The sequence below is a fragment of the Streptomyces sp. NPDC037290 genome, from assembly GCF_055603245.1.
The window spans coordinates 58,960-77,239 of record NZ_JBVJVZ010000005.1 but is presented as its reverse complement, the minus strand read 5'-3'; the positions used below and the strand labels follow the sequence as shown (position 1 = coordinate 77,239).

General features: G+C 72.4%; 17 protein-coding genes and 1 pseudogene. 8 read left to right on the top strand and 10 right to left on the bottom strand.

Going from position 1 to position 18,280, the window contains the following annotated elements; genetic code table 11:
- Positions 1-5: 5 nt before the first annotated feature.
- Complete coding sequence (locus ACZ7HQ_RS18905; protein WP_470990871.1) at positions 6-1,121, bottom strand: FG-GAP repeat domain-containing protein; 1,116 nt, start codon at positions 1,119-1,121, stop codon at positions 6-8.
- A gap of 309 nt (positions 1,122-1,430) precedes the next feature.
- Complete coding sequence (locus ACZ7HQ_RS18900) at positions 1,431-1,721, bottom strand: hypothetical protein (protein WP_470990869.1); 291 nt, start codon at positions 1,719-1,721, stop codon at positions 1,431-1,433.
- A gap of 417 nt (positions 1,722-2,138) precedes the next feature.
- On the opposite strand from ACZ7HQ_RS18900, the gene ACZ7HQ_RS18895 reads away from it, so the two are divergent.
- A complete protein-coding gene (locus ACZ7HQ_RS18895; RefSeq protein ID WP_470990867.1) occupies positions 2,139-2,612 on the top strand; it encodes a carboxymuconolactone decarboxylase family protein in 474 nt (157 codons plus the stop codon).
- Positions 2,613-2,642: 30 nt separating this feature from the next.
- Here ACZ7HQ_RS18895 and ACZ7HQ_RS18890 read toward each other — a convergent pair whose 3' ends face one another.
- Entirely contained in the window at positions 2,643-3,068 is a 426-nt protein-coding gene (locus tag ACZ7HQ_RS18890; protein WP_470990865.1) for a DUF2000 family protein, read from the bottom strand.
- Between the two features lie 49 nt (positions 3,069-3,117).
- Here ACZ7HQ_RS18890 and ACZ7HQ_RS18885 point away from each other — a divergent pair, with 49 nt between their 5' ends.
- Positions 3,118-3,912, top strand: coding sequence for a helix-turn-helix transcriptional regulator (locus ACZ7HQ_RS18885; RefSeq protein ID WP_470990863.1), 795 nt, complete (start codon positions 3,118-3,120; stop codon positions 3,910-3,912).
- Here ACZ7HQ_RS18885 and ACZ7HQ_RS18880 read toward each other — a convergent pair.
- From ACZ7HQ_RS18880 to mshA, 3 genes are all read right to left on the bottom strand, one after another.
- Positions 3,891-5,537 carry a glycosyl hydrolase family 28-related protein gene (locus tag ACZ7HQ_RS18880; protein ID WP_470990862.1) on the bottom strand — a complete coding sequence of 549 codons (1,647 nt, stop codon included), beginning with the start codon at positions 5,535-5,537 and terminating at the stop codon, positions 3,891-3,893. The genes ACZ7HQ_RS18885 and ACZ7HQ_RS18880 overlap by 22 nt on opposite strands.
- 117 nt (positions 5,538-5,654) lie before the next feature.
- Positions 5,655-6,158: a type III secretion system chaperone family protein gene (locus ACZ7HQ_RS18875; RefSeq protein WP_470990860.1), complete on the bottom strand. Its 504-nt coding sequence runs from the start codon at positions 6,156-6,158 to the stop codon at positions 5,655-5,657.
- Entirely contained in the window at positions 6,151-7,488 is a 1,338-nt protein-coding gene (gene mshA, locus ACZ7HQ_RS18870) for a D-inositol-3-phosphate glycosyltransferase (RefSeq protein ID WP_470990858.1), read from the bottom strand. The genes ACZ7HQ_RS18875 and mshA overlap by 8 nt, the downstream gene beginning before the upstream one ends.
- Before the next feature lie 173 nt (positions 7,489-7,661).
- On the opposite strand from mshA, the gene ACZ7HQ_RS18865 reads away from it, so the two are divergent.
- From ACZ7HQ_RS18865 to ACZ7HQ_RS18855, 3 genes are all read left to right on the top strand, one after another.
- On the top strand, positions 7,662-8,507 hold the full coding sequence (locus ACZ7HQ_RS18865; protein WP_470990856.1) for a class I SAM-dependent methyltransferase: 846 nt from the start codon (positions 7,662-7,664) through the stop codon (positions 8,505-8,507).
- A gap of 226 nt (positions 8,508-8,733) precedes the next feature.
- On the top strand, positions 8,734-9,801 hold the full coding sequence (locus tag ACZ7HQ_RS18860; protein ID WP_470992200.1) for a C40 family peptidase: 1,068 nt from the start codon (positions 8,734-8,736) through the stop codon (positions 9,799-9,801).
- Positions 9,802-10,088: 287 nt separating this feature from the next.
- On the top strand, positions 10,089-11,390 hold the full coding sequence (locus tag ACZ7HQ_RS18855) for a PP2C family protein-serine/threonine phosphatase (RefSeq protein WP_470990854.1): 1,302 nt from the start codon (positions 10,089-10,091) through the stop codon (positions 11,388-11,390).
- 21 nt (positions 11,391-11,411) lie between these two features.
- Here ACZ7HQ_RS18855 and ACZ7HQ_RS18850 read toward each other — a convergent pair whose 3' ends face one another.
- The 3 genes from ACZ7HQ_RS18850 to ACZ7HQ_RS18840 all read right to left on the bottom strand — a co-directional run bounded on the left by ACZ7HQ_RS18850 (position 11,412) and on the right by ACZ7HQ_RS18840 (position 13,004).
- Positions 11,412-11,747, bottom strand: coding sequence for a DUF2516 family protein (locus tag ACZ7HQ_RS18850; protein WP_470990852.1), 336 nt, complete (start codon positions 11,745-11,747; stop codon positions 11,412-11,414).
- A 109-nt stretch (positions 11,748-11,856) separates the two neighbouring features.
- On the bottom strand, positions 11,857-12,447 hold the full coding sequence (locus tag ACZ7HQ_RS18845; protein ID WP_470990850.1) for a hypothetical protein: 591 nt from the start codon (positions 12,445-12,447) through the stop codon (positions 11,857-11,859).
- Positions 12,448-12,521: 74 nt separating this feature from the next.
- Positions 12,522-13,004 (bottom strand): helix-turn-helix domain-containing protein, encoded by a 483-nt coding sequence (locus tag ACZ7HQ_RS18840; RefSeq protein ID WP_470990848.1) that lies wholly within the window; start codon positions 13,002-13,004, stop codon positions 12,522-12,524.
- 137 nt (positions 13,005-13,141) lie between these two features.
- On the opposite strand from ACZ7HQ_RS18840, the pseudogene ACZ7HQ_RS18835 reads away from it, so the two are divergent.
- Positions 13,142-13,597, top strand: a pseudogene (locus ACZ7HQ_RS18835) (hypothetical protein); the annotation flags it as partial.
- Positions 13,598-13,724: 127 nt separating this feature from the next.
- Here ACZ7HQ_RS18835 and ACZ7HQ_RS18830 read toward each other — a convergent pair.
- Entirely contained in the window at positions 13,725-15,068 is a 1,344-nt protein-coding gene (locus ACZ7HQ_RS18830; RefSeq protein ID WP_470990846.1) for an aminotransferase-like domain-containing protein, read from the bottom strand.
- 133 nt (positions 15,069-15,201) lie between these two features.
- Between ACZ7HQ_RS18830 and ACZ7HQ_RS18825 the strand changes: the two genes are divergently transcribed.
- Together ACZ7HQ_RS18825 and ACZ7HQ_RS18820 are read left to right on the top strand one after the other, a co-directional pair.
- Positions 15,202-15,849: a LysE family translocator gene (locus tag ACZ7HQ_RS18825; RefSeq protein WP_470990844.1), complete on the top strand. Its 648-nt coding sequence runs from the start codon at positions 15,202-15,204 to the stop codon at positions 15,847-15,849.
- A gap of 53 nt (positions 15,850-15,902) precedes the next feature.
- Entirely contained in the window at positions 15,903-18,269 is a 2,367-nt protein-coding gene (locus tag ACZ7HQ_RS18820; protein WP_470990842.1) for an ATP-binding cassette domain-containing protein, read from the top strand.
- The last annotated feature ends 11 nt before the right edge of the window (positions 18,270-18,280 follow it).

Genomic DNA, 18,280 nt, shown 5'->3' with positions numbered 1-18,280 from the left:
CGAGGTCAGGACAGCGTGCGCCCCTCCCAGCCCGAGCCGAGGCGGACCCGGCCGCCGAACGTGCCGTGGCCGGTGCCCGGGTTGAGCCAGGCCACGCCGCCCGAGCCGACCGAGAGCAGGTCGGCGTCGCCGTCGCCGTTCAGGTCGGCGGCACCGAGCACCTGGCGGTGGCTCTTGCCCCAGTCGCGGAAGACCGGCACCCGGTCGGCGAGCTTGCCGGTGGCGGTGCCGTCGTAGCGCCACAGTCCGCCGGAGGCGTCCAGGGCCAGCACGTCCCCGTGCCCGTCGCCGTCCAGGTCCCCGGCGCCGGTCACCCGGGTGTACCCCTTCCAGCCGGACCGGATCCTGACGCGCGGGGCGAATCCGGCGCTGCCGGCTCCCGCGTACAGGTAGATGTCACCGGTCGGGGCGGAACGGGCCAGCAGGTCGGCGCGGCCGTCGCCGGTCAGGTCGCCGGGGGTGGTGAGGACGTCGTAGCCGCGCCAGTCGCCGCCGGTCTTCCTGTACGGGGACGTCGGCGCGGGCAGCCGGCCCGCCGGGGCCTCGTACATGCGCGCCTCGCCCGTGGGCAGTACGGCGAGGACGTCGTGGACGCGGTCGCCGTTCAGGTCGCCGAAGCCGGTGAACCGGGTGCCGGAGGGCCAGCCGGTGGTGAGCGCGCCGCTGTGCACGGAGCCCGCCGCGAGGTGGCCGGCCGCGTCACCGTCGTACCGGGTCAGGGTGGTGCCGGTCAGCGCGAGCACGTCGGCGCGGCGGTCGTCGCCGTAGTCCCGGGCGCGGGGCAGCGGGCGGGTGGTGCCGGAGACGGCGTACAGCGGGCCGCCGAGGGCGGAGCTGTCGTACCAGAGGGCGGTGGGACGGGTGCCCGCGACCGTGAGGGCGCCGCCGACGGTCCGGTCGCCGGGGGTGGTGGCCGGCGTCTCGGGGGCCGGCCAGCCGCCGCGGGTGCGGAAGGCGGGCACGAAGCGGTACGAGCCGTTGCCGGTGGACACGCTCCAGGCAGCGTGCACCGTGCCGTCGGAGGCGGTACCGGAGGTGGGGGACGTGCCGGGACGGCGGTCGTCGGCCTGCTCGACGGCGCCCCGGACGCCGGTGCGGGCGGAGCGGGTGGCGGAGACCACCGCCTTGTCCGCGGCTCCGACGAGGGTGACGTCGCCGTTCGGGGCGGTCAGCGGACGGGGCAGGGCGCCGGGGGCGTACCAGCCGGTGAGTCCGGTCGGCTCGGCGGCGCTCCACGCGTCACCGGGGGCGGCCTTGCGGGCGAAGCGGACGGGGCCGCCGGTGGTGGCCCACAGGAGGGTGAGGCCGCCGGCCGGGTCGGCGTCGAGGGGTGGCGCCGCCGCCGTCGCGGAGGTCTTATGGGACCGGAATGACTGAGCCCCTGCCGGGAGTTGTCCGCCGGCAGGGGCTCGGTGCGCTGATCGCGGCGATCAGAGGGCGGCGTTGAAGCCGACCTGGTGCGACTGGCCGAGGGCGCCCAGCGCCTCGCCCTGGACGGCACCGAGCTGGGACACCAGGCCGGCGCTGCTGAGGGTGGTGGAGTCGAGCGTGAGGCTGACCTCGGGGGCCAGTCCGCCGGCGACGGTGTCGAGCTCGGCGTCGGAGATCTCGAGGGTCTCAACCTGGTGAGCGGAGTTCATGGGGAAACTGCCCTTCGCATGGGTGGTCCACAGGGGGAGCGGCACCGCCGGGGACGGGCGGTGGACCGCGACCGCGGGCATGCGCCGTCCCTTTCAGGACACCGTGGCGCGAACCCGGCGGCGCGAGCGATCAAACCACGGAGCGCGCCGGGGCAGCCAGCCAACCGCCGCCCGCCCCGCGACAGTTGGCCGCGCCCGGTGACCGATCCGTGCGGGCACGGTCACGCTTTGGCGGCGGTTTCTCCACACACCGCGCCGAACAGGGCGGACCACAGGACTTGCCACCGTCACGCCGACCGGGACAACTCCGTACCAACGGAACCATCGGTTCCGCAGTTGCGGACGCGCTGTGCAGATTCGGCCGCGATCTCTTGAGAGGGCAGGCCGTCCGGGTGCGCGGCGCCGGGCGTGGTGCGCGTCACGGGGGGTCGTGTCACATCTCCCCGGACCGTTCCGTCACAGAGGTGTAGCCCACCGGCCACCTCATGGGAGCAGATCATGGACGCTCGTCTGAACCTCTTCGAGAACCCCGTCTCCGGCAGGTTCTTCAGGTACGTCAACTCGGCGGGGAAGGCGGTCTCGGACTCCGGTCTGCCGGCCGTGACGCAGGAGCTGGTGAAGATCCGCGCCAGCCAGATCAACGGCTGCGGGATGTGTCTCGACATGCACACCAAGGACGCGGCCGCCGCCGGGGAGACGGCGCAGCGGCTGCACATGGTCGCGGCCTGGCGGGAGGCCAAGGTGTTCAGCGACGCCGAACGGGCCGCGCTGGAGCTCACGGAGCAGGGCACCCGGATCGCCGACGCGGCCGGCGGCGTCCCGGACGAGGTCTGGGCGAACGCCGCCAAGCACTACGACGAGGACCAGCTCGCCGCTCTCGTCTCGCTGATCGCCCTCATCAACGCCTACAACCGCATCAACGTCATCGTCCAGCAGCCCGCCGGCGACTACGTGCCCGGCATGTTCGGCTGACCCCGGCGAGCAGCTCCGGCGGCCCCGGCCTCAGGGGTGCATCCGCGCACCCTTCAGGATCTTGTCCACGCCGTTGCGCGGGCCGTACACCGCCAGCCCCACCAGGTCCAGCTGCGCCGTCGGTACGGCCCGGACCGCCGCGCGGTTGTCGCGGTCGTTGCCCGTCGTGAACAGGTCCGAGGTGAACACGGCGCGGGGCAGGGCGCGGCTCAGCGCCCTGCCGTGGGCCGCGGTGAGGGTCTCCTTGGTGCCCTCGAAGACCAGCACCGGCTGGCGGAACATGGGCAGGTAGCCGACCCCTTCCGCGTCCTCGTAGGGCTCGCCGATCACCTCGGGCACCTGGCTGCCTAGGCCGCTGACCAGGAACGCGGTGACGTTGAGGCGCTGCCAGGGCTCCAGGTCCTCACGCAGCAGCACGGCGATCTTCGTGGCGAAACGGATGGGTTCAGCGCTCATGGAACGAGACTGCGGGGCGCCGTCCCGCGCTGTCTTGTACGTTCTTCGCATGGCCGCCCGGCAGGAAGTCAGCGCCTGGCGCCCGCGCGTACCGGGTGTCGTGGAGGTCTTCCACGCCCACTTCACCGAGTACGCCTACCCCATGCACGTCCACGACGCCTGGACGCTGCTCATCGTGGACGACGGGGCCGTACGGTACGACCTCGACCGGCACGAGCACGGCACCCCGCACGACACGGTCAGCCTGCTCCCGCCGCACGTGCCGCACAACGGCTCACCGGCCACCCCGGGCGGCTTCCGCAAACGGGTCGTCTACCTCGACAGCAGCCGTCTCGGCGACGATCTCATCGGGCGCGCCGTCGACACGCCCGGCCTGCGGGACCCCCTGCTGCGCCGGCGCGTCGAACAGGTGCACTCGGCCCTCGCCCGGCCCGGTGACGAACTGGAGGCGGAGAGCAGGCTGACCCTCGTCGGGGAGCGGCTGCGCGACCACCTGCGCCGCACGTCCGGCTGGGCACACCGTGCGGATCCCGTGCTCGCCCGGACCCTGCGGGAGCTGCTCGACGCCCGGGTCGTCGAGGGTGTCCCGCTGGCGGAGGCCGCACGCCTGCTGCACGCCCATCCCGCCCATCTGGTGCGGGCGTTCAGCGGTGCCTACGGCATCGCCCCGCACCAGTACCTGATGTCGCGGCGGGTCGGGCGCGCCCGGCGGCTGCTGCTGGACGGCCTGGCGCCGGGCGAGGTGGCATCGGCCACCGGGTTCTACGACCAGGCCCATCTCACCCGGCACTTCAAGAAGCTGGTCGGGGTGCCCCCGGGGCGCTATCGCAGCAGCTCGCGCTGAGCGTCGTACAGGTTGCGCGGGCGTACGGCGTCCGTGGTGCCGTACAGCTCCAGGCGGGAGTGCAGGTCGCCGGTGAAGTCGGGGACGTCGATCTGGTCGAACTCGGTCACCGCGTCGATGCCGGCGGTCGCCGAGTACGGCGCCAGGCCGTCGATCTTCATCAGGCCCGCGCGGCCGTTGGTGACCCGGATGTTCCAGTGGGTGAAGCGGGCGCCGAAGAGCGGGCCCGCGCTGGCGTCTCCGCCGTGGCGGCCGTTGTTGTTCACGGTGATGTCGGTGCGGACGTTCGCGAAGGGCAGGCCGCGGTGGCTGTCGAAGGTGCCCATCCGCATCTCGCCGCGGCTCCAGACGTTGTGCGACGACAGCCCCTCGACGTTGATGCCGTGCAACTGCGTGCCGGGCGGGGCCGGGACCGTGCGCTGTTCGACGGTGAAGTCCTCGATCAGGTTGTCGTGGGAGCCCTCGCGGCAGAAGTACGGGTGGTGCGAGCCGCGCCCGGCGACGCGTGTGCGGCGCAGGGTGCAGGAGGAGGCGGCGACCAGGCCGAAGCCGTTGTCGACGTTCGTGACCGTGACGTCGTCCACCCAGCAGTCGTAGGCGCACTGCAGGACCACCCCGTTGTAGCCCTTGTCGAGCAGGTGCGGGGACTGGGGGGTCTCGACCGCCTCCAGGGTCAGGCCCTCGACGCCGGAGCCGGTCAGCTCGGTGACGTGCGTCGTGAGTTGCGGGTTCCATTCGGGGCGCAGGTCGAGCGGGAGCGGGCGTTCGAGGGTGATCCGGCGGCCCTGGACGCGGGCGATGCGGACCGGCCACTCGTAGGGGACGTACGACAGCAGCTTCGTCTTGTCGTCCCAGGAGTACGACGCCGGCCCCGGGCCGCCGCCCGCCATGTGCTGCAGCAGGGTGTGGCCGGGGTCGTCCAGGAGGCGGAGCAGGACGAGCCGGCCGGGGTGCAGGGCGGAGGCGTCGGCGGCGGTGACCGTCCAGGACCCCCGCTCGGCCGGTTCCAGCGCCGTCAGGGGCGTCCACTCGTCGCGCTGGTTGCCGGTCCAGCCCTCGAAGGGCCAGGCGCGGGACCTGATGGCCGCGACGAGGGAGTCCCAACGGGCGTGCGGGGCCAGCCAGATGAGGCCGCCCGCCCAGGACCACGCCGACTTGTCGCCGCCGTAGCGGGAGCCGTAGGCGCCGATCAGCTCGGTGAGGTTCCTCGTCGCGTGGAGCGTCGTACGGCCGCTGCCCGCGCCGCGCAGGACGACGCCCGAGTCGCCGATGCGGATCAGGCCGTCGATGCGGAAGGTGCCGGGCGGGATGGTGACCGTGCCACCGCCGGCCCTTCCGGCGGCGGCGATGGCACGGTTGATGGCGGGGGCGCAGTCGGTGGTGCCGTCGGGTACGGCGCCGTGGTCGGTGACGTCGGCGACCACCCGGGCGCGGCTCCGGGTGCGGCAGCCCGCCCGGCCGACGTACGGGATCTGCGGGTGGGTGAACGGGGTGCGGAGGAACTCCCGCCACAGAGCGGGGACTTCCGCCGGTCCGGCCGCCGTCGCCCTGCCCGCCGCCGCGCCGAGCGCCACGGCCGTGGCACCGGCCAGCAGGGTCCGTCTCGTGAGGTGCGTGCCGCTCATGTCCACCCGCCCCTTCATATTCATGCATATGAATGACGTTCAGCATTACGTCGGCCGTGAGCATGCCACTGCCCTACCCGAGGGGGAAGAGGGCGGACGCAAGTCGGTCCGCAGGCGTCAGTCCGCGGGGCGTTCGATCAGATGCCTGAACGCGTCCAGGTTGCGCGTGGACTCGCCACGGGAGACCCGCCAGGCGTACTCCTTGCGGATCGAGGAGGCGAAGCCCAGTTCCAGAAGGGTGTTGAAGGCGCCGTCGGCCGCTTCCAGGACCTGCCCGAGGAGGCGGTCGATCTCGTCGGGGGTGACGGAGGCGTGCGGCAGACGGGCGGTGACGTAGACGTCGCCGAGGCGGTCGACGGCGTAACTCACGCCGTACAGCTTGAGGTTGCGCTCGAGCAGCCAGCGGTGCACGCCGGCCTCGTTCTCGTCGGGGTGGCGGACCACGAAGGCGTTCAGCGAGAGCGAGTGGCGTCCCACCAGGAAGGAGACCGTCGTGGAGAGCTTGCGGGTGCCGGGGAGCTTGACCACGTAGGTACCGGGCCCGGGGCTCTCCCACTCCAGTTCGGCATCCCGCAGGACGGCTTCCAGGACCTGCCCGACCGCCTTCTCACCCTCACCCATGGTGGGAGCGTACGCGACGGCGGTGGGACTGGGTCGCGGCCGTGTAGACGTCGGCGGTCGCGGCGGCCGCCGTGTCCCAGCCGAAGGACCGGGCGTGACGGGCGGCGGCCTCCCCCATGCTCGCCGCCAGGGACGGCTCGTCGGCGAACCGGCGCAGCACGCGCGCGTAGTCGGCCGGGTCGTGGCCGTGCACGAGGAAGCCGGTGCCGCCGTCGCGCACGGCCACCGGCAGTCCGCCGACCGAGGCCGCGAGCACCGGTGTGCCGGCCGCCTGCGCCTCTATGGCGACCAGGCCGAAGGACTCGCTGTAGGACGGCATGACCAGCACGGACGCGGCCCGGAACCAGTCCGCGAGCTGCTCCTGGCCGACCGGCGGGCGGAACCGTACGACGTCCGCGATGCCGAGCCGCGCGGCGAGCTTCTGCAGCCCCTCCGGCTTGGCGAGCCCGCTGCCGCTCGGCCCGCCGACGACCGGGACGAGGATGCGGGAGCGGAGTTCGGGGCGCTCGTCGAGCAGAGCGGCCACCGCGCGCAGGAGGACGTCCGGGGCCTTCAGGGGCTGGATGCGGCCGGCGAAGAGCGGGATCAGGGCGTCCTGCGGCAGGCCGAGGCGGGCGCGGGCGGCGGCGCGGCCGTCGGCCGGGCGGAAGCGGTCGAGGTTCACGCCCGGGTGGACGACGGCGACCTTCGCGGGGTCCGCGGCGTAGTGCCGTACCAGTTCGTCGGCCTCCTCCGCCGTGTTGGCGATGAGCCGGTCGGCGGCGGCCACGATCTGGGTCTCGCCGATGACCCGGGCGGCCGGCTCGGGGCTGTCGCCGTCGGCCAGGTTGGCGTTCTTGACCTTGGCCATGGTGTGCATGGCGTGCACCAGCGGCACGCCCCAGCGCTGGGCGGCGAGCCAGCCGACGTGGCCGGAGAGCCAGTAGTGGGAGTGGACGAGGTCGTAGTAGCCGGGGCGGTGCCCCGCCCAGGCCTGCATCACGCCGTGCGTGAAGGCGCACAGCTGGGCCGGGAGGTCCTCCTTGGCCAGGCCCTCGTAGGGACCGGCGTCGACGTGCCGGACCAGCACACCGGGGGCCAGCTGGACCGTGGGCTCCAGGCCGCCGGCCGTGGCCCGGGTGAAGATCTCGACCTCTATGTTGATCGCGGCGAGCCGCTGGGCCAGCTCCACGATGTAGACGTTCATGCCGCCGGCGTCGCCGGTGCCGGGCTGGTGGAGCGGAGAGGTGTGCACGGAGAGCATCGCGACCCGGCGGGGCCGGCGGAGCAGACGGAGCCGTGACGCGGCCGACGGGGAGCGTCGCCCGAGCCTGCTGACGTACTGGCTCACGTGGCGGTCCTCCTTGCTGCGGGCATGCCGGACGGAGGAACGACGTCGCCCTCCGAGGTGGTCCAACAGCGGACGGGTGTCCTGCCATTTCCCGAACACGCCGCTTTGCCCAATCGTTACCTTCACGGACGGAGTCCCGCGCCCTCGGGGGACTCCCGCTTACCCTCGTACCCATGACAGCCCGCGCAGCGACCCTCCCCCGCTCCCGGCCTCGCCCGAGCGGCGGGGCCGTGGTGGGAACCGTGACGCGCGGGACGACCAACCCCAACCGGCTCCGCCGCATGGACCGCTGGATCGCCGCCACCCACGGCGGCGAACTGCGGCGCGCCGCTGATCCACTGGCCGTCGATCTCGGTTACGGCGCCGCCCCCTGGACCGCCGTGGAACTGCTCGGCCGGCTGCGCACGGTCGCGCCCCACGCGCGCGTGACCGGCATCGAGATCGAACCGGAGCGGGTCGCGGCGGCGCGGCCGTACGAGCGCGAGGGACTGGTCTTCCGGCACGGCGGCTTCGAGGTCCCCGTGCCGGGGCGGCCGGCCCTGATCCGGGCCGCCAATGTGCTGCGCCAGTACGACGAGGCCGAGGTCGCCGCCGTCTGGGAGCGGCTGTGCGCGCGGCTCGCCCCGGCGGGCGGCGGCTCGCGCGGCGGGCTGCTGGTCGAGGGGACGTGCGACGAGATCGGGCGGCGGCACGTGTGGGTGGCGCTCGGTCCCGAGGGGCCGAGGACGGTGACGTTCGCGACCCGGCTGGGCTCCCTGGAGCGGCCCTCCGACCTCGCCGAGCGGCTGCCGAAGGCACTGATCCACCGGAACGTCCCCGGCGAGCCCGTGCACGCCTTTCTGCGGGACTTCGACCGCGCCTGGGCCGCCGCGGCGCCCTACGCCTCCTACGGCGCCCGCCAGCGGTGGCTGCGCGCGGTACGGGACCTGACGGCCGACTGGCCGGTGACGGACTCCCCGGCCCGCTGGCGGCAGGGCGAAGTGACGGTGGCGTGGGGGGCGTTGGCGCCGCTGGTCTGAGCTCACCGGCACGGGCGCCGCTGAGCCGGCCTCACCCGTTCGGGGGCGGTGGGACGGAACGATCCTCGCGCGTCGTTCGTCACACCGGCGGGGAGCTCGTCATGCTGGGGTGGGCACGGGGTGCAGCCACCTCTGCCGCCTGCCTCTGTCGCTTTGTGCCGTGGCATGGCACCATCCCCGGAGCACCGTAAGTTACTGACGGTAAATCAGCTTGGGGGCATCTGTGATGGGCTGGGGCAAGCGCAGCATCCTCTCGGCCGCCGTGACCGTGGTCTGCGCGGTGACCGTGCTGGGCGCACCGGGCACGGCCTTCGCCGACCCGTCACCCACTGCGAGCACTTCCCCGACTCCCCCGCCGGGCAAGGACCTTGAGAAGGTCCGCGAGAAGCTCGACGCGCTCTACCACGACGCGGCCGTCGCCACCGACGCCTACAACGCGGCCGAGGAGAAGGCGAAGCAGCAGTCGGCCACGATCGTCGCGCTGGCGAAGAAGATCGACCAGGGGCAGCAGACGCTCGCCAGGCTCAGGAACCAGGCGGGCGCGGCCGCCCGGGAGCAGTACCGCACCGGAGGCGTCCCGCCCACCGCCCAGTTCCTGCTGAGCAACGACCCCGGCCAGGTGCTGGACGGGGCCGGACTGGTACTCCAGGGCCAGCGGGCGACGAAGACCCTCATCGGCGAACTGGCCACCACCCAGAAGCAGTTGCAGGACTACGCCGACGACGCCGCCGAGCAGTGGAAGAAGCTGGACGCCGAGCGCAAGGCCAGGGCCGCCGCCAAGAAGAAGGTCCAGCAGCAGATCGCCGCCGCGGAAGAGATGGAGTCGCGGCTGGAGAAGAAGGAGAAGGAGCGGCTCGACCAGCTGGAGCAGCAGGCCGCCCTGAAGGCACAGACGGACTGGCTGGACACCGGCATCCTCAAGAGGATCCACGGCAAGGCCTCCGCACAGGGCGAGAAGGCCGTCGCCTTCGCCAGCGCCCAGCTCGGCAAGCCGTACGTGTGGGGCGCCGAGGGCCCGAAGTCCTACGACTGCTCCGGCCTGACCTCCCAGGCCTGGGCGGCGGCCGGCCATCCCATCCCGCGCACCTCCCAGGAGCAGTGGAAGCAGCTCAGGCACGTCGACATCAAGGACATGCGCCCCGGCGACCTCATCATCTACTTCGACGACGCCAGCCACGTCGCCATCTACGTCGGCGACGGCGCGATCATCCAGGCCCCGCGCCCCGGCCGTACGATCACGGTGGCGGGCGCCGGCTCCATGCCGATCCTGGGCGTCGTACGACCGGACGCGTGAGCCAGGTCATGTGACGCGCGCCATTTCCTCACGGGACGCACACGATGTGACCCACCGCACCTCCAACCCCCGGGCAAACCCGGGCCGTACGTGAGCTTCGTCATCCCCGCCGACCCGGCGACCTGTCCAACTCTCGTACGGAACGCGGCATATGACAGCGGCCTGCGCGGCAGCGACGCGGCTCACACCATTCCATCGGGGCGGGAGCACCCGCTATGGTCCCCGTCGGTGGCTTCGAGACCCTCGACGCCGCCATGCCCTCGGGGGGAGGGAAGGAACCCAACACGATGCCCGTACCCGTACCGCGGCAGAGAGCGATCCCGGCCGTGGAGAGTGGTCAGGCGCAGGCCGCCCCCGCAGTCGGCGGCCCCCTCAAGGAAGAGGCCCACCGCGACGCCACGACCGTGCACGGCACCGGCGCCACTCTCACCCTGCTGCTGATCGAGGACGATCCGGCCGCCTCGCCGATCGTGCCCGACCTGCTGGACCCGTCCGGCAAGCCGATGCGCGTCCGCACCGCCCGCAACCTCACCGAGGCCGGGCGGCTGCTCACCGACGACGTCCACTGCATCCTGCTGGACCTGGCGCTCCCGGCGCCGGGCGGCAGCGACACCGACGACGAGCTGGCCGTGCTCAGGCACGTCCTCCAGCTCGCGCCCCGGCATGCCGTGCTGGCGCTGACCGCCTCCGGCGACGCCGAGCGCGGCGCTGAGGCCGTGCGCGTGGGCGCGCAGGACTACCTCTTCCGGGACGAGCTGGACGGCCGGCTGCTCAGCCGCGCCATCCGCTACGCGGTGGAGCGGAAGCGCTCCGACACGGCCGAGCGACGGCTGGCGGAGGGCCGGCTGCGCGCACAGGAGAACCGCCGGCTGGAGCGCGGGCTGCTGCCCACGCCCCTGCTGGAGGGCTCCTCGCTGCGCTTCGCCGCCCGCTACCGCCCCGGCCGCTCGCGCGCCCTGCTCGGCGGCGACTTCTACGACGCCGTCCGCACGCCCGACGGCACCGTGCACGCCATGATCGGCGACGTCTGCGGCCACGGCCCGGACGAGGCCGCGCTCGGCGTGGAGCTGCGCATCGCCTGGCGGGCGCTGACGCTGGCGGGCCTGTGCGGGGACGAGCTGCTCGGCACCCTCCAGGAGGTGCTGGAGCACGAGCGCGCCGACGAGGAGATCTTCGCGACGCTGTGCACGGTGGACATCGCACCGGACGGCCGCCGCGCGGGCCTGTGCCTGGCCGGCCACCCGGCCCCGCTGCTCGCCCGCCCCGGCCGCACGGCGCGGCTGCTGCCGTACGACAACAACGGCCCCGCCCTCGGCCTGCTCTCCGGCGCCCGCTGGCCACGGATGCAGGTGGAGCTGGGCCCGGAGTGGAGCCTGATGCTCTACACCGACGGTCTGATCGAGGGCCGGGTCGGCGAGGGCGGAGAGCGGCTCGGCCAGGACGGCATGGTGGAGATGATCCGCCGGCAGCTGGCCGAGGGGCTGCGCGGCGAGGAGCTGCTGCGGGCCGCGGTGAGTGAGGTGCGGGACCTCAACGGCGGGGAACTGACCGACGACGTGGCCGTGGTGCTGCTGGACCGGGCGCCGTAGGGGTCTCGCCGCGGGAGGTGTCTACCGCCCGCCGTTCCAGGGGCCGTAGGGGCCGTCGCTGCTGCTTCCTCTGCGGCGGCGGAACCCCTTCCCACCCGACACGTGCTGGAGCGCGGGCCGTACGTCCACGAAGAAGACGATCGTGGCGACCAGGCCCGCGAGCTGCAGGAACAGCATCGGGACGAACAGGTTCACGGCGACCGCGATGCCGAGGATGATCAGCCAGAAGCCCTTGTTCTGCTTGTCCGCGGCGCGGTACGCGTCCTCGCGGAAGAAGGCGGCCATCACGAACGCCACGATGGCGAGCGCCAGTATGGCGGTGAAGATCAGCCACATCACTCCGCCGACTGCCGTCATCAGCACAATGCCCACCACCCGAGTCGAGTCGTCCGTACAGCCACCGTACCCGTACAACGGGCCGGGCACCCCGAAGGTGCCCGGCCCGCCGTCATCCCGTCGGTCCCGCTCACTTGGCCGGCGGCGTCGTCTTCTTCGCGGTCGTGGTCTTGCGGGGCGCCGGGGTCTTCTTCGGCGCCGGCTTCCTCTCCCCGGCGGGCTCGGCCTGGGCCTCGGCCGGCTTCGGCTCGTCCCCGGCCGGCTCGGGCCTGCCCTCGACGGCGATCGCGAATTCCTCGATCTCCTCGGCGGCCTCGCCGCGCCAGCTCTTCACGGCCTGCTCACCGTGCTCGGCGACCTTCTCGTAGGTCTCGCGGGCCTTGACGGCGTACTCGGCGGCGACGCCGACCCCGCGCAGCGCGAGGTCCTGGGCCTGCTCGCCGAGCTTCTTCAGGTCGACGTCGAGGGTGCCGATGAACTCGTTGACCTTGGTCTGGAGGTTCTCCTGCGCCTCCTTGGCTCGGGCGGCGGCCCTCTCCTGCACGGCCTTCGGGTCGGTGTTGCGCACGGCCTCGATGCGGGCGGGGGCCTCGGCGCGCAGTTGCTCGACCAGGGCGGGCACCTTCTTGGCCTGCTGGAGGGCGAGGTCGGCGGTGCCGGCGGCGAAGTAGAGCGGAGTCGGGTCGCTGAGGGTCTTGCGCAGGTCGTCGGTGATGGCCATGGTGATGGTCCTCCCGGATTCGCGTTCGGCTGAGGTTGGTGTGGTCCGCGGTGGGGGCCGGCGCCCTGGTCCGGTTATCCGGCCGACCGCCGCGGGCCGGCATCGGCATCGCCTGCGTCGACCGTGCGGGTGCCGCGCACGGCGGTGCCGCCGGTGTCCTCGTCCGCGTCCCCTGCCCCGTCCTCGTCCGCGGCGGGCTCGCCGACCCCGAATCCGTTCTCCTTGCGGAAGGACTCGTAGATCTGGAGCAGCACCTGCTTCTGCCGCTCGTTGAGCGAGGGATCGGCGAGGATGACGGCGCGCGTCTCCACTTCGTCCCGGTCCCGCTCGGCGTCGAGGATCCCGGCGCGGACGTACAGCGTCTCGGCGGAGATGCGCAGCGCCTTGGCGACCTGCTGGAGCACCTCCGCGCTGGGCTTGCGCAGCCCGCGCTCGATCTGGCTCAGGTACGGATTGGACACCCCGGCGGCATCGGCGAGTTGCCGCAGCGAGAGCTGGGCGTTCCGCCGCTGCTCGCGCAGGTACTCACCGAGATTGCCGACGTTCAGCGATGCCATGCCCCCCACCTTGCCCCACTCTCGCTAACAATTGCAAGCACCCTGCTTGCAAGAGTGTGTCGCGCGGACAGGCCGAGTCGGTGTCAGTGGTCGTACCTACGCTTCCTCGCGTCGCTGACGATCAAGGGGAGGCTCGTGTGACCACCGAGGACACGACGATGCGGCGGATCGAGGAAGCCATCGGCCTGCAGCACGCGGGGGACGGCGCCGGCGCCCGGCACCGGTTCGCCGGGATCTGGGAGGAGATCACGCCGGACGGTGACCCTTTCCACCGCTGCGTTCTCGCTCACTACATGGCCGACCTCCAGGAGGACCCGCGGGACGAACTCGCCTGGGACCTGCGGGCACTGGAAGCGGCCGGTGCCGTGACCGACGACCGGGCCAAACAGCACGACGCGTCACTGGCGATCCGGGGGTTCTACCCGTCTCTGCACCTCAACCTCGCTGCTGACTACCACAAGCTGGAGGACGATGACCGCGCCCGCGGCCACCTGGCCCACGCACAGAGGTACGTCGACGCACTCGGCGACGACGGCTACGGGCAAGGCATCCGGTCAGCACTGCAGCGGCTGGCCTCTAACTCCGCTCCCCGGGGAACGACATCCCGCGTGACTGAGCTTCGAGGGGGCCCGATGACCTCGCCGGCGATTCGGGACAGCGAGCTCGGCGGCATCCTGGCCCGCATCCGGTGTCGCTCGAGACCGTGCGCGCGGCACGGCGTCAGTCGGCGACCAGGTCGTCCGGGGTGGAGCGGGCGAGGGCGGCGAGGGCGGCGAGGGCCTGGGAGAGGACGTCCGGTGGTGGTGAGGCGAGGCCCAGGCGGATCGCGTCGGGGGTGTGGCTGCCGACAGTGAACGCGGCCGCGGGCACCACGCCGATGCCGTGCCGCGCCGCGGCGGCGACGAACGTGTCCGCGCGCCAGGGGCGGGGCAGTTGCCACCAGCAGTGATAGGAGCGCGGATGGCTCTGCACGGCGAAACCGGCGAGGTGCCGGGCCGCGATCTCCTGCCGTACGGCCGCTTCCCGCTGCTTGGCGGCCACCAGTTTCCGCACGGTGCCGTCCTGCTGCCAGCGGTGGGCGGCCTCCAGGGCGAAGCGCACGGGGGCCCAGCCGCCCGAGCGGAGCGAGGCCCCGATCTCGCCGGACAGGGCGTGCGGCGCCACCGCGAAGCCGAGGGTGAGGCCGGGGGCGATGCGCTTGGAGAGGCTGTCGATCAGGACGGTCCGCTCGGGGGCGTGGGCGGCGAGTGGCGGCAACTCGTCGCGCAGGAAGGCCCAGATGGCGTCCTCGACCGCGACGAGGTCCAGCCTCCGCAGGACCTCGGCCAGGTGCTCCACCCGCTGCTGGGGCATTGTGAGCGTCAGCGGGTTGTGCAGCGTCGGCTGCACATAGACGGCATGCAGCGGGGCCGCCGCGTGGGCCTCCTCGACGGCCTGCGGGACGAGTCCTGCGCCGTCCACGGCCAGCGGGACGAGGGTGATGCCGAGCCGCGCGGCCACGGCCCGCACAACGGGGTACGTCAGTTCCTCGACGCCGAGGCGGCCGCCCGGCGGCACCAGGGCGGCGACGACCGCCGAGATGGCCTGCCGTCCGTTGCCGGCGAACAGGATCCGCGCGGGGTCCGGGCGCCAGCCGCCCCGGGCGAGGATGTCGGCGGCGGACTCCTGGAAGGCCGGGAGCCCCGCCGTGCCGACCGGCCGCAGGGCGCACCCGAGGGCGTCCGGTCGTAGCAGGCCGCCGAGCCCGTCGGCGAGCATGGCGCTCTGTTCCGGTACGACCGGGTAGTTCAGCTCGAGATCGACCCGGCCGGCCGCGGGCTCCGTCAGGGCGGGGCCCGGGGCGCCGGACCACGCGGACCCCGCGCGCACGAACGTGCCGCGTCCCACCTCGCCCACCGTCAGGCCGCGCCGGGCCAGTTCCTGGTAGACGCGTGTGGCGGTGGAGGCCGCGATGCCGTGCCGGCGGGCGAACTCCCGCTGTGGGGGGAGCCGGTCGCCGGGCCGCAGGGCGCCGGTCCTGATCTCCTCGGCCACCGCGTCGGCGACGCTCCGGTAGTCCTTCAAGAAAGGCGCTCCCTCGTCCGTGCGGGCACCTCCATCCAACCACAGCATTGCACTCGGTGCAATTTATTGATTGCATCGAGTCATTGCACTGCAATACCCTCCAGGCATTGCTCTGAGGCTAGGAAGGGTTCTCATGGTGGAACTGAGCGGGATCCTCGGCGTGTCGGTCGTGGCACTCGGCATGGTGCTGACGCCCGGACCGAACATGATCTATCTCGTCTCCCGCAGCATCACCCAGGGCCGGCGCGCCGGAATGACCTCCCTCGGCGGTGTGGCACTGGGCTTCCTGGTGTACCTGCTCGCCGCGAACCTGGGCCTGTCGGTCGTCTTCCTCGCGGTGCCGGGGCTGTACGTCGCGGTGAAGCTGGCCGGCGCCGGTTACCTGGCCCACCTCGCCTGGAACGCGCTGAGGCCCGGCGGTGTCTCCGTCTTCGACCCGCAGGACGTGCCGCACGACTCGCCGCGCAAGCTGTTCACCATGGGCCTGATGACGAACCTGCTCAACCCGAAGATCGCCATCATGTACCTCTCCCTCATCCCCCAGTTCATCGACCTGGACAAGGGCCACGTCCTGCTGCAGGGCATCGTCCTCGGCTCGTTCCAGATCGTGGTGAGCATCGCGGTCAACACGGCCATCGTTCTCGCCGCCGGCACGATCGCCGTGTTCCTCTCCCGCCGCCCCTCCTGGCTCAAGGTGCAGCGGTACGTCATGGGTACGGTCCTCGGCGCCCTTGCCGTCTCGCTGGCCATCGACACCTCGGGGCCCGCCCGGACGACATGACCGGTCAGAATTCGAGAAGCGCCCGCCGGACCGCCCCCGCTAGCGTGGCCGCCATGGACCTCACCGCACCGCACGCTGCCGACAGTCACGATCTGATCCGTGTGCACGGCGCCCGGGAGAACAACCTCAAGGACGTCAGCGTCGAGATCCCCAAGCGGCGGCTGACCGTGTTCACCGGCGTGTCCGGCTCCGGCAAGAGCTCACTGGTGTTCGACACGATCGCCGCCGAGTCCCAGCGGCTGATCAACGAGACCTACAGCGCCTTCGTGCAGGGCTTCATGCCGACGCTGGCGCGGCCCGAGGTCGACGTGCTGGACGGGATCACGACCGCGATCATCGTGGACCAGCAGCGGATGGGCGCCGACCCCCGCTCCACCGTCGGCACCGCCACCGACGCCAACGCCATGCTGCGCATCCTGTTCAGCCGGCTCGGCACGCCCCACATCGGCTCGCCGAAGGCGTTCTCCTTCAACGTGGCCTCGGTCAGCGGTGCGGGCGCGGTCACCGTGGAGCGCGGCGGGCAGCAGGTGAAGGAGCGGCGCAGTTTCAGCGTCACCGGCGGGATGTGCCCGCGCTGCGAGGGCCGGGGCACCGTCTCCGACCTCGACCTCACCCAGCTCTTCGACGACTCCCTGTCCCTCAACGCGGGCGCGCTGACGGTGCCCGGCTACAAGACGGGCGGCTGGAACTACCGCCTCTACACCGAGTCCGGCCTGTACGACCCCGACAAACCGATCCGCGAGTTCACCAAGCGGGAGCTGCACGACTTCCTCCACCGCGAGCCGACCCGGATGAAGATCGCGGGCATCAACATGACCTACGAGGGTCTGATCCCGCGGATCCAGAAGTCGATGCTCGCCAAGGACAAGGAGGGCATGCAGCCGCACATCCGCGCGTTCGTGGACCGTGCGGTCACCTTCACCGTCTGCCCCGAGTGCGCGGGCACCCGGCTCACCGAGGCCGCCCGCTCCTCGAAGATCGACGGCGTCAGCATCGCCGACGCGTGCGCGATGCAGATCAGCGACCTGGCCGCGTGGGTGCGGGGGCTGGACCAGCCGTCGGTGGCACCGCTTCTGACCTCCCTGCGGCACACCCTCGACTCATTCGTGGAGATCGGTCTCGGCTATCTCTCGCTCGACCGGCCGGCGGGCACCCTGTCGGGCGGCGAGGCCCAGCGCGTGAAGATGATCCGCCACCTCGGCTCCTCGCTCACCGACGTGACGTACGTCTTCGACGAGCCCACGATCGGGCTGCACCCGCACGACATCCAGCGGATGAACGAGCTGCTGCTGCGGCTGCGCGACAAGGGCAACACCGTGCTGGTCGTGGAGCACAAGCCGGAGGCCATCGCGATCGCCGACCACGTCGTCGACCTCGGTCCCGGCGCGGGCACGGCGGGCGGCACCGTCTGCTTCGAGGGCACCCTCGCGGGGCTGCGGGCCAGCGGTACGCTGACCGGCCGTCACCTGGACGACCGGGCCGCCGTCAAGGACACGGTGCGCAAGCCGGCCGGTGCGCTGGAGATCAGGGGCGCGACGACGCACAACCTGCAGAACGTCGACGTGGACATCCCGCTGGGCGTGCTGTGCGTCGTCACCGGGGTCGCCGGCTCCGGCAAGAGTTCGCTGGTGCACGGGTCGGTCCCGGCGAGCGAGGGTGTGGTGTCGATCGACCAGACGCCGATCCGTGGTTCGCGCCGCAGCAACCCGGCGACGTACACCGGGCTGCTGGAGCCGATCCGCAAGGCGTTCGCCAAGGCCAACGGCGTGAAACCGGCCCTGTTCAGCGCCAACTCCGAGGGTGCCTGCCCCACCTGCAACGGCGCCGGTGTCATCTACACCGACCTGGCGATGATGGCCGGTGTCGCCACGACCTGTGAGGAGTGCGAGGGCAAGCGGTTCCAGGCCTCGGTGCTGGAGTACACCCTCGGCGGGCGGGACATCGCGGAGGTGCTGGCGATGTCGGTGACCGAGGCGGAGGAGTTCTTCGGCGCGGGCGAGGCGCACATCCCGGCGGCGCACAGGATCCTCGACCGCATGTCCGACGTCGGCCTCGGCTACCTCACCCTGGGCCAGCCCCTCACCACCCTCTCCGGCGGTGAACGCCAGCGGCTGAAGCTGGCCACGCACATGGCCGACAAGGGGGGTGTCTACGTGCTGGACGAGCCGACGACGGGACTCCACCTGGCGGACGTGGAACAGCTGCTCGGCCTCCTGGACCGCCTGGTGGACTCCGGCAAGTCGGTCATCGTGGTCGAGCACCACCAGGCGGTCATGGCCCACGCCGACTGGATCATCGACCTCGGCCCCGGCGCCGGCCACGACGGCGGCCGCGTCGTCTTCGAGGGCACCCCGGCTGACCTGGTCGCCGCGCGCTCGACGCTGACGGGGGAGCACCTGGCGGCGTACGTCGGCGCGTGATCCGTGCCCCG

Excerpts from the sequence above, each read along its gene's own strand:
- ACZ7HQ_RS18900 (WP_470990869.1), bottom strand. The coding sequence starts at position 1,721 with ATGCCCGCGGTCGCGGTCCACCGCCCGTCCCCGGCGGTGCCGCTCCCC.
- ACZ7HQ_RS18895 (WP_470990867.1), top strand. The coding sequence starts at position 2,139 with ATGGACGCTCGTCTGAACCTCTTCGAGAACCCCGTCTCCGGCAGGTTC.
- ACZ7HQ_RS18890 (WP_470990865.1), bottom strand. The coding sequence starts at position 3,068 with ATGAGCGCTGAACCCATCCGTTTCGCCACGAAGATCGCCGTGCTGCTG.
- ACZ7HQ_RS18885 (WP_470990863.1), top strand. The coding sequence starts at position 3,118 with ATGGCCGCCCGGCAGGAAGTCAGCGCCTGGCGCCCGCGCGTACCGGGT.
- ACZ7HQ_RS18880 (WP_470990862.1), bottom strand. The coding sequence starts at position 5,537 with ATGAGCGGCACGCACCTCACGAGACGGACCCTGCTGGCCGGTGCCACG.
- ACZ7HQ_RS18875 (WP_470990860.1), bottom strand. The coding sequence starts at position 6,158 with ATGGGTGAGGGTGAGAAGGCGGTCGGGCAGGTCCTGGAAGCCGTCCTG.
- ACZ7HQ_RS18865 (WP_470990856.1), top strand. The coding sequence starts at position 7,662 with ATGACAGCCCGCGCAGCGACCCTCCCCCGCTCCCGGCCTCGCCCGAGC.
- ACZ7HQ_RS18860 (WP_470992200.1), top strand. The coding sequence starts at position 8,734 with ATGGGCTGGGGCAAGCGCAGCATCCTCTCGGCCGCCGTGACCGTGGTC.
- ACZ7HQ_RS18855 (WP_470990854.1), top strand. The coding sequence starts at position 10,089 with ATGCCCGTACCCGTACCGCGGCAGAGAGCGATCCCGGCCGTGGAGAGT.
- ACZ7HQ_RS18850 (WP_470990852.1), bottom strand. The coding sequence starts at position 11,747 with ATGACGGCAGTCGGCGGAGTGATGTGGCTGATCTTCACCGCCATACTG.
- ACZ7HQ_RS18845 (WP_470990850.1), bottom strand. The coding sequence starts at position 12,447 with ATGGCCATCACCGACGACCTGCGCAAGACCCTCAGCGACCCGACTCCG.
- ACZ7HQ_RS18840 (WP_470990848.1), bottom strand. The coding sequence starts at position 13,004 with ATGGCATCGCTGAACGTCGGCAATCTCGGTGAGTACCTGCGCGAGCAG.
- ACZ7HQ_RS18825 (WP_470990844.1), top strand. The coding sequence starts at position 15,202 with ATGGTGGAACTGAGCGGGATCCTCGGCGTGTCGGTCGTGGCACTCGGC.
- ACZ7HQ_RS18820 (WP_470990842.1), top strand. The coding sequence starts at position 15,903 with ATGGACCTCACCGCACCGCACGCTGCCGACAGTCACGATCTGATCCGT.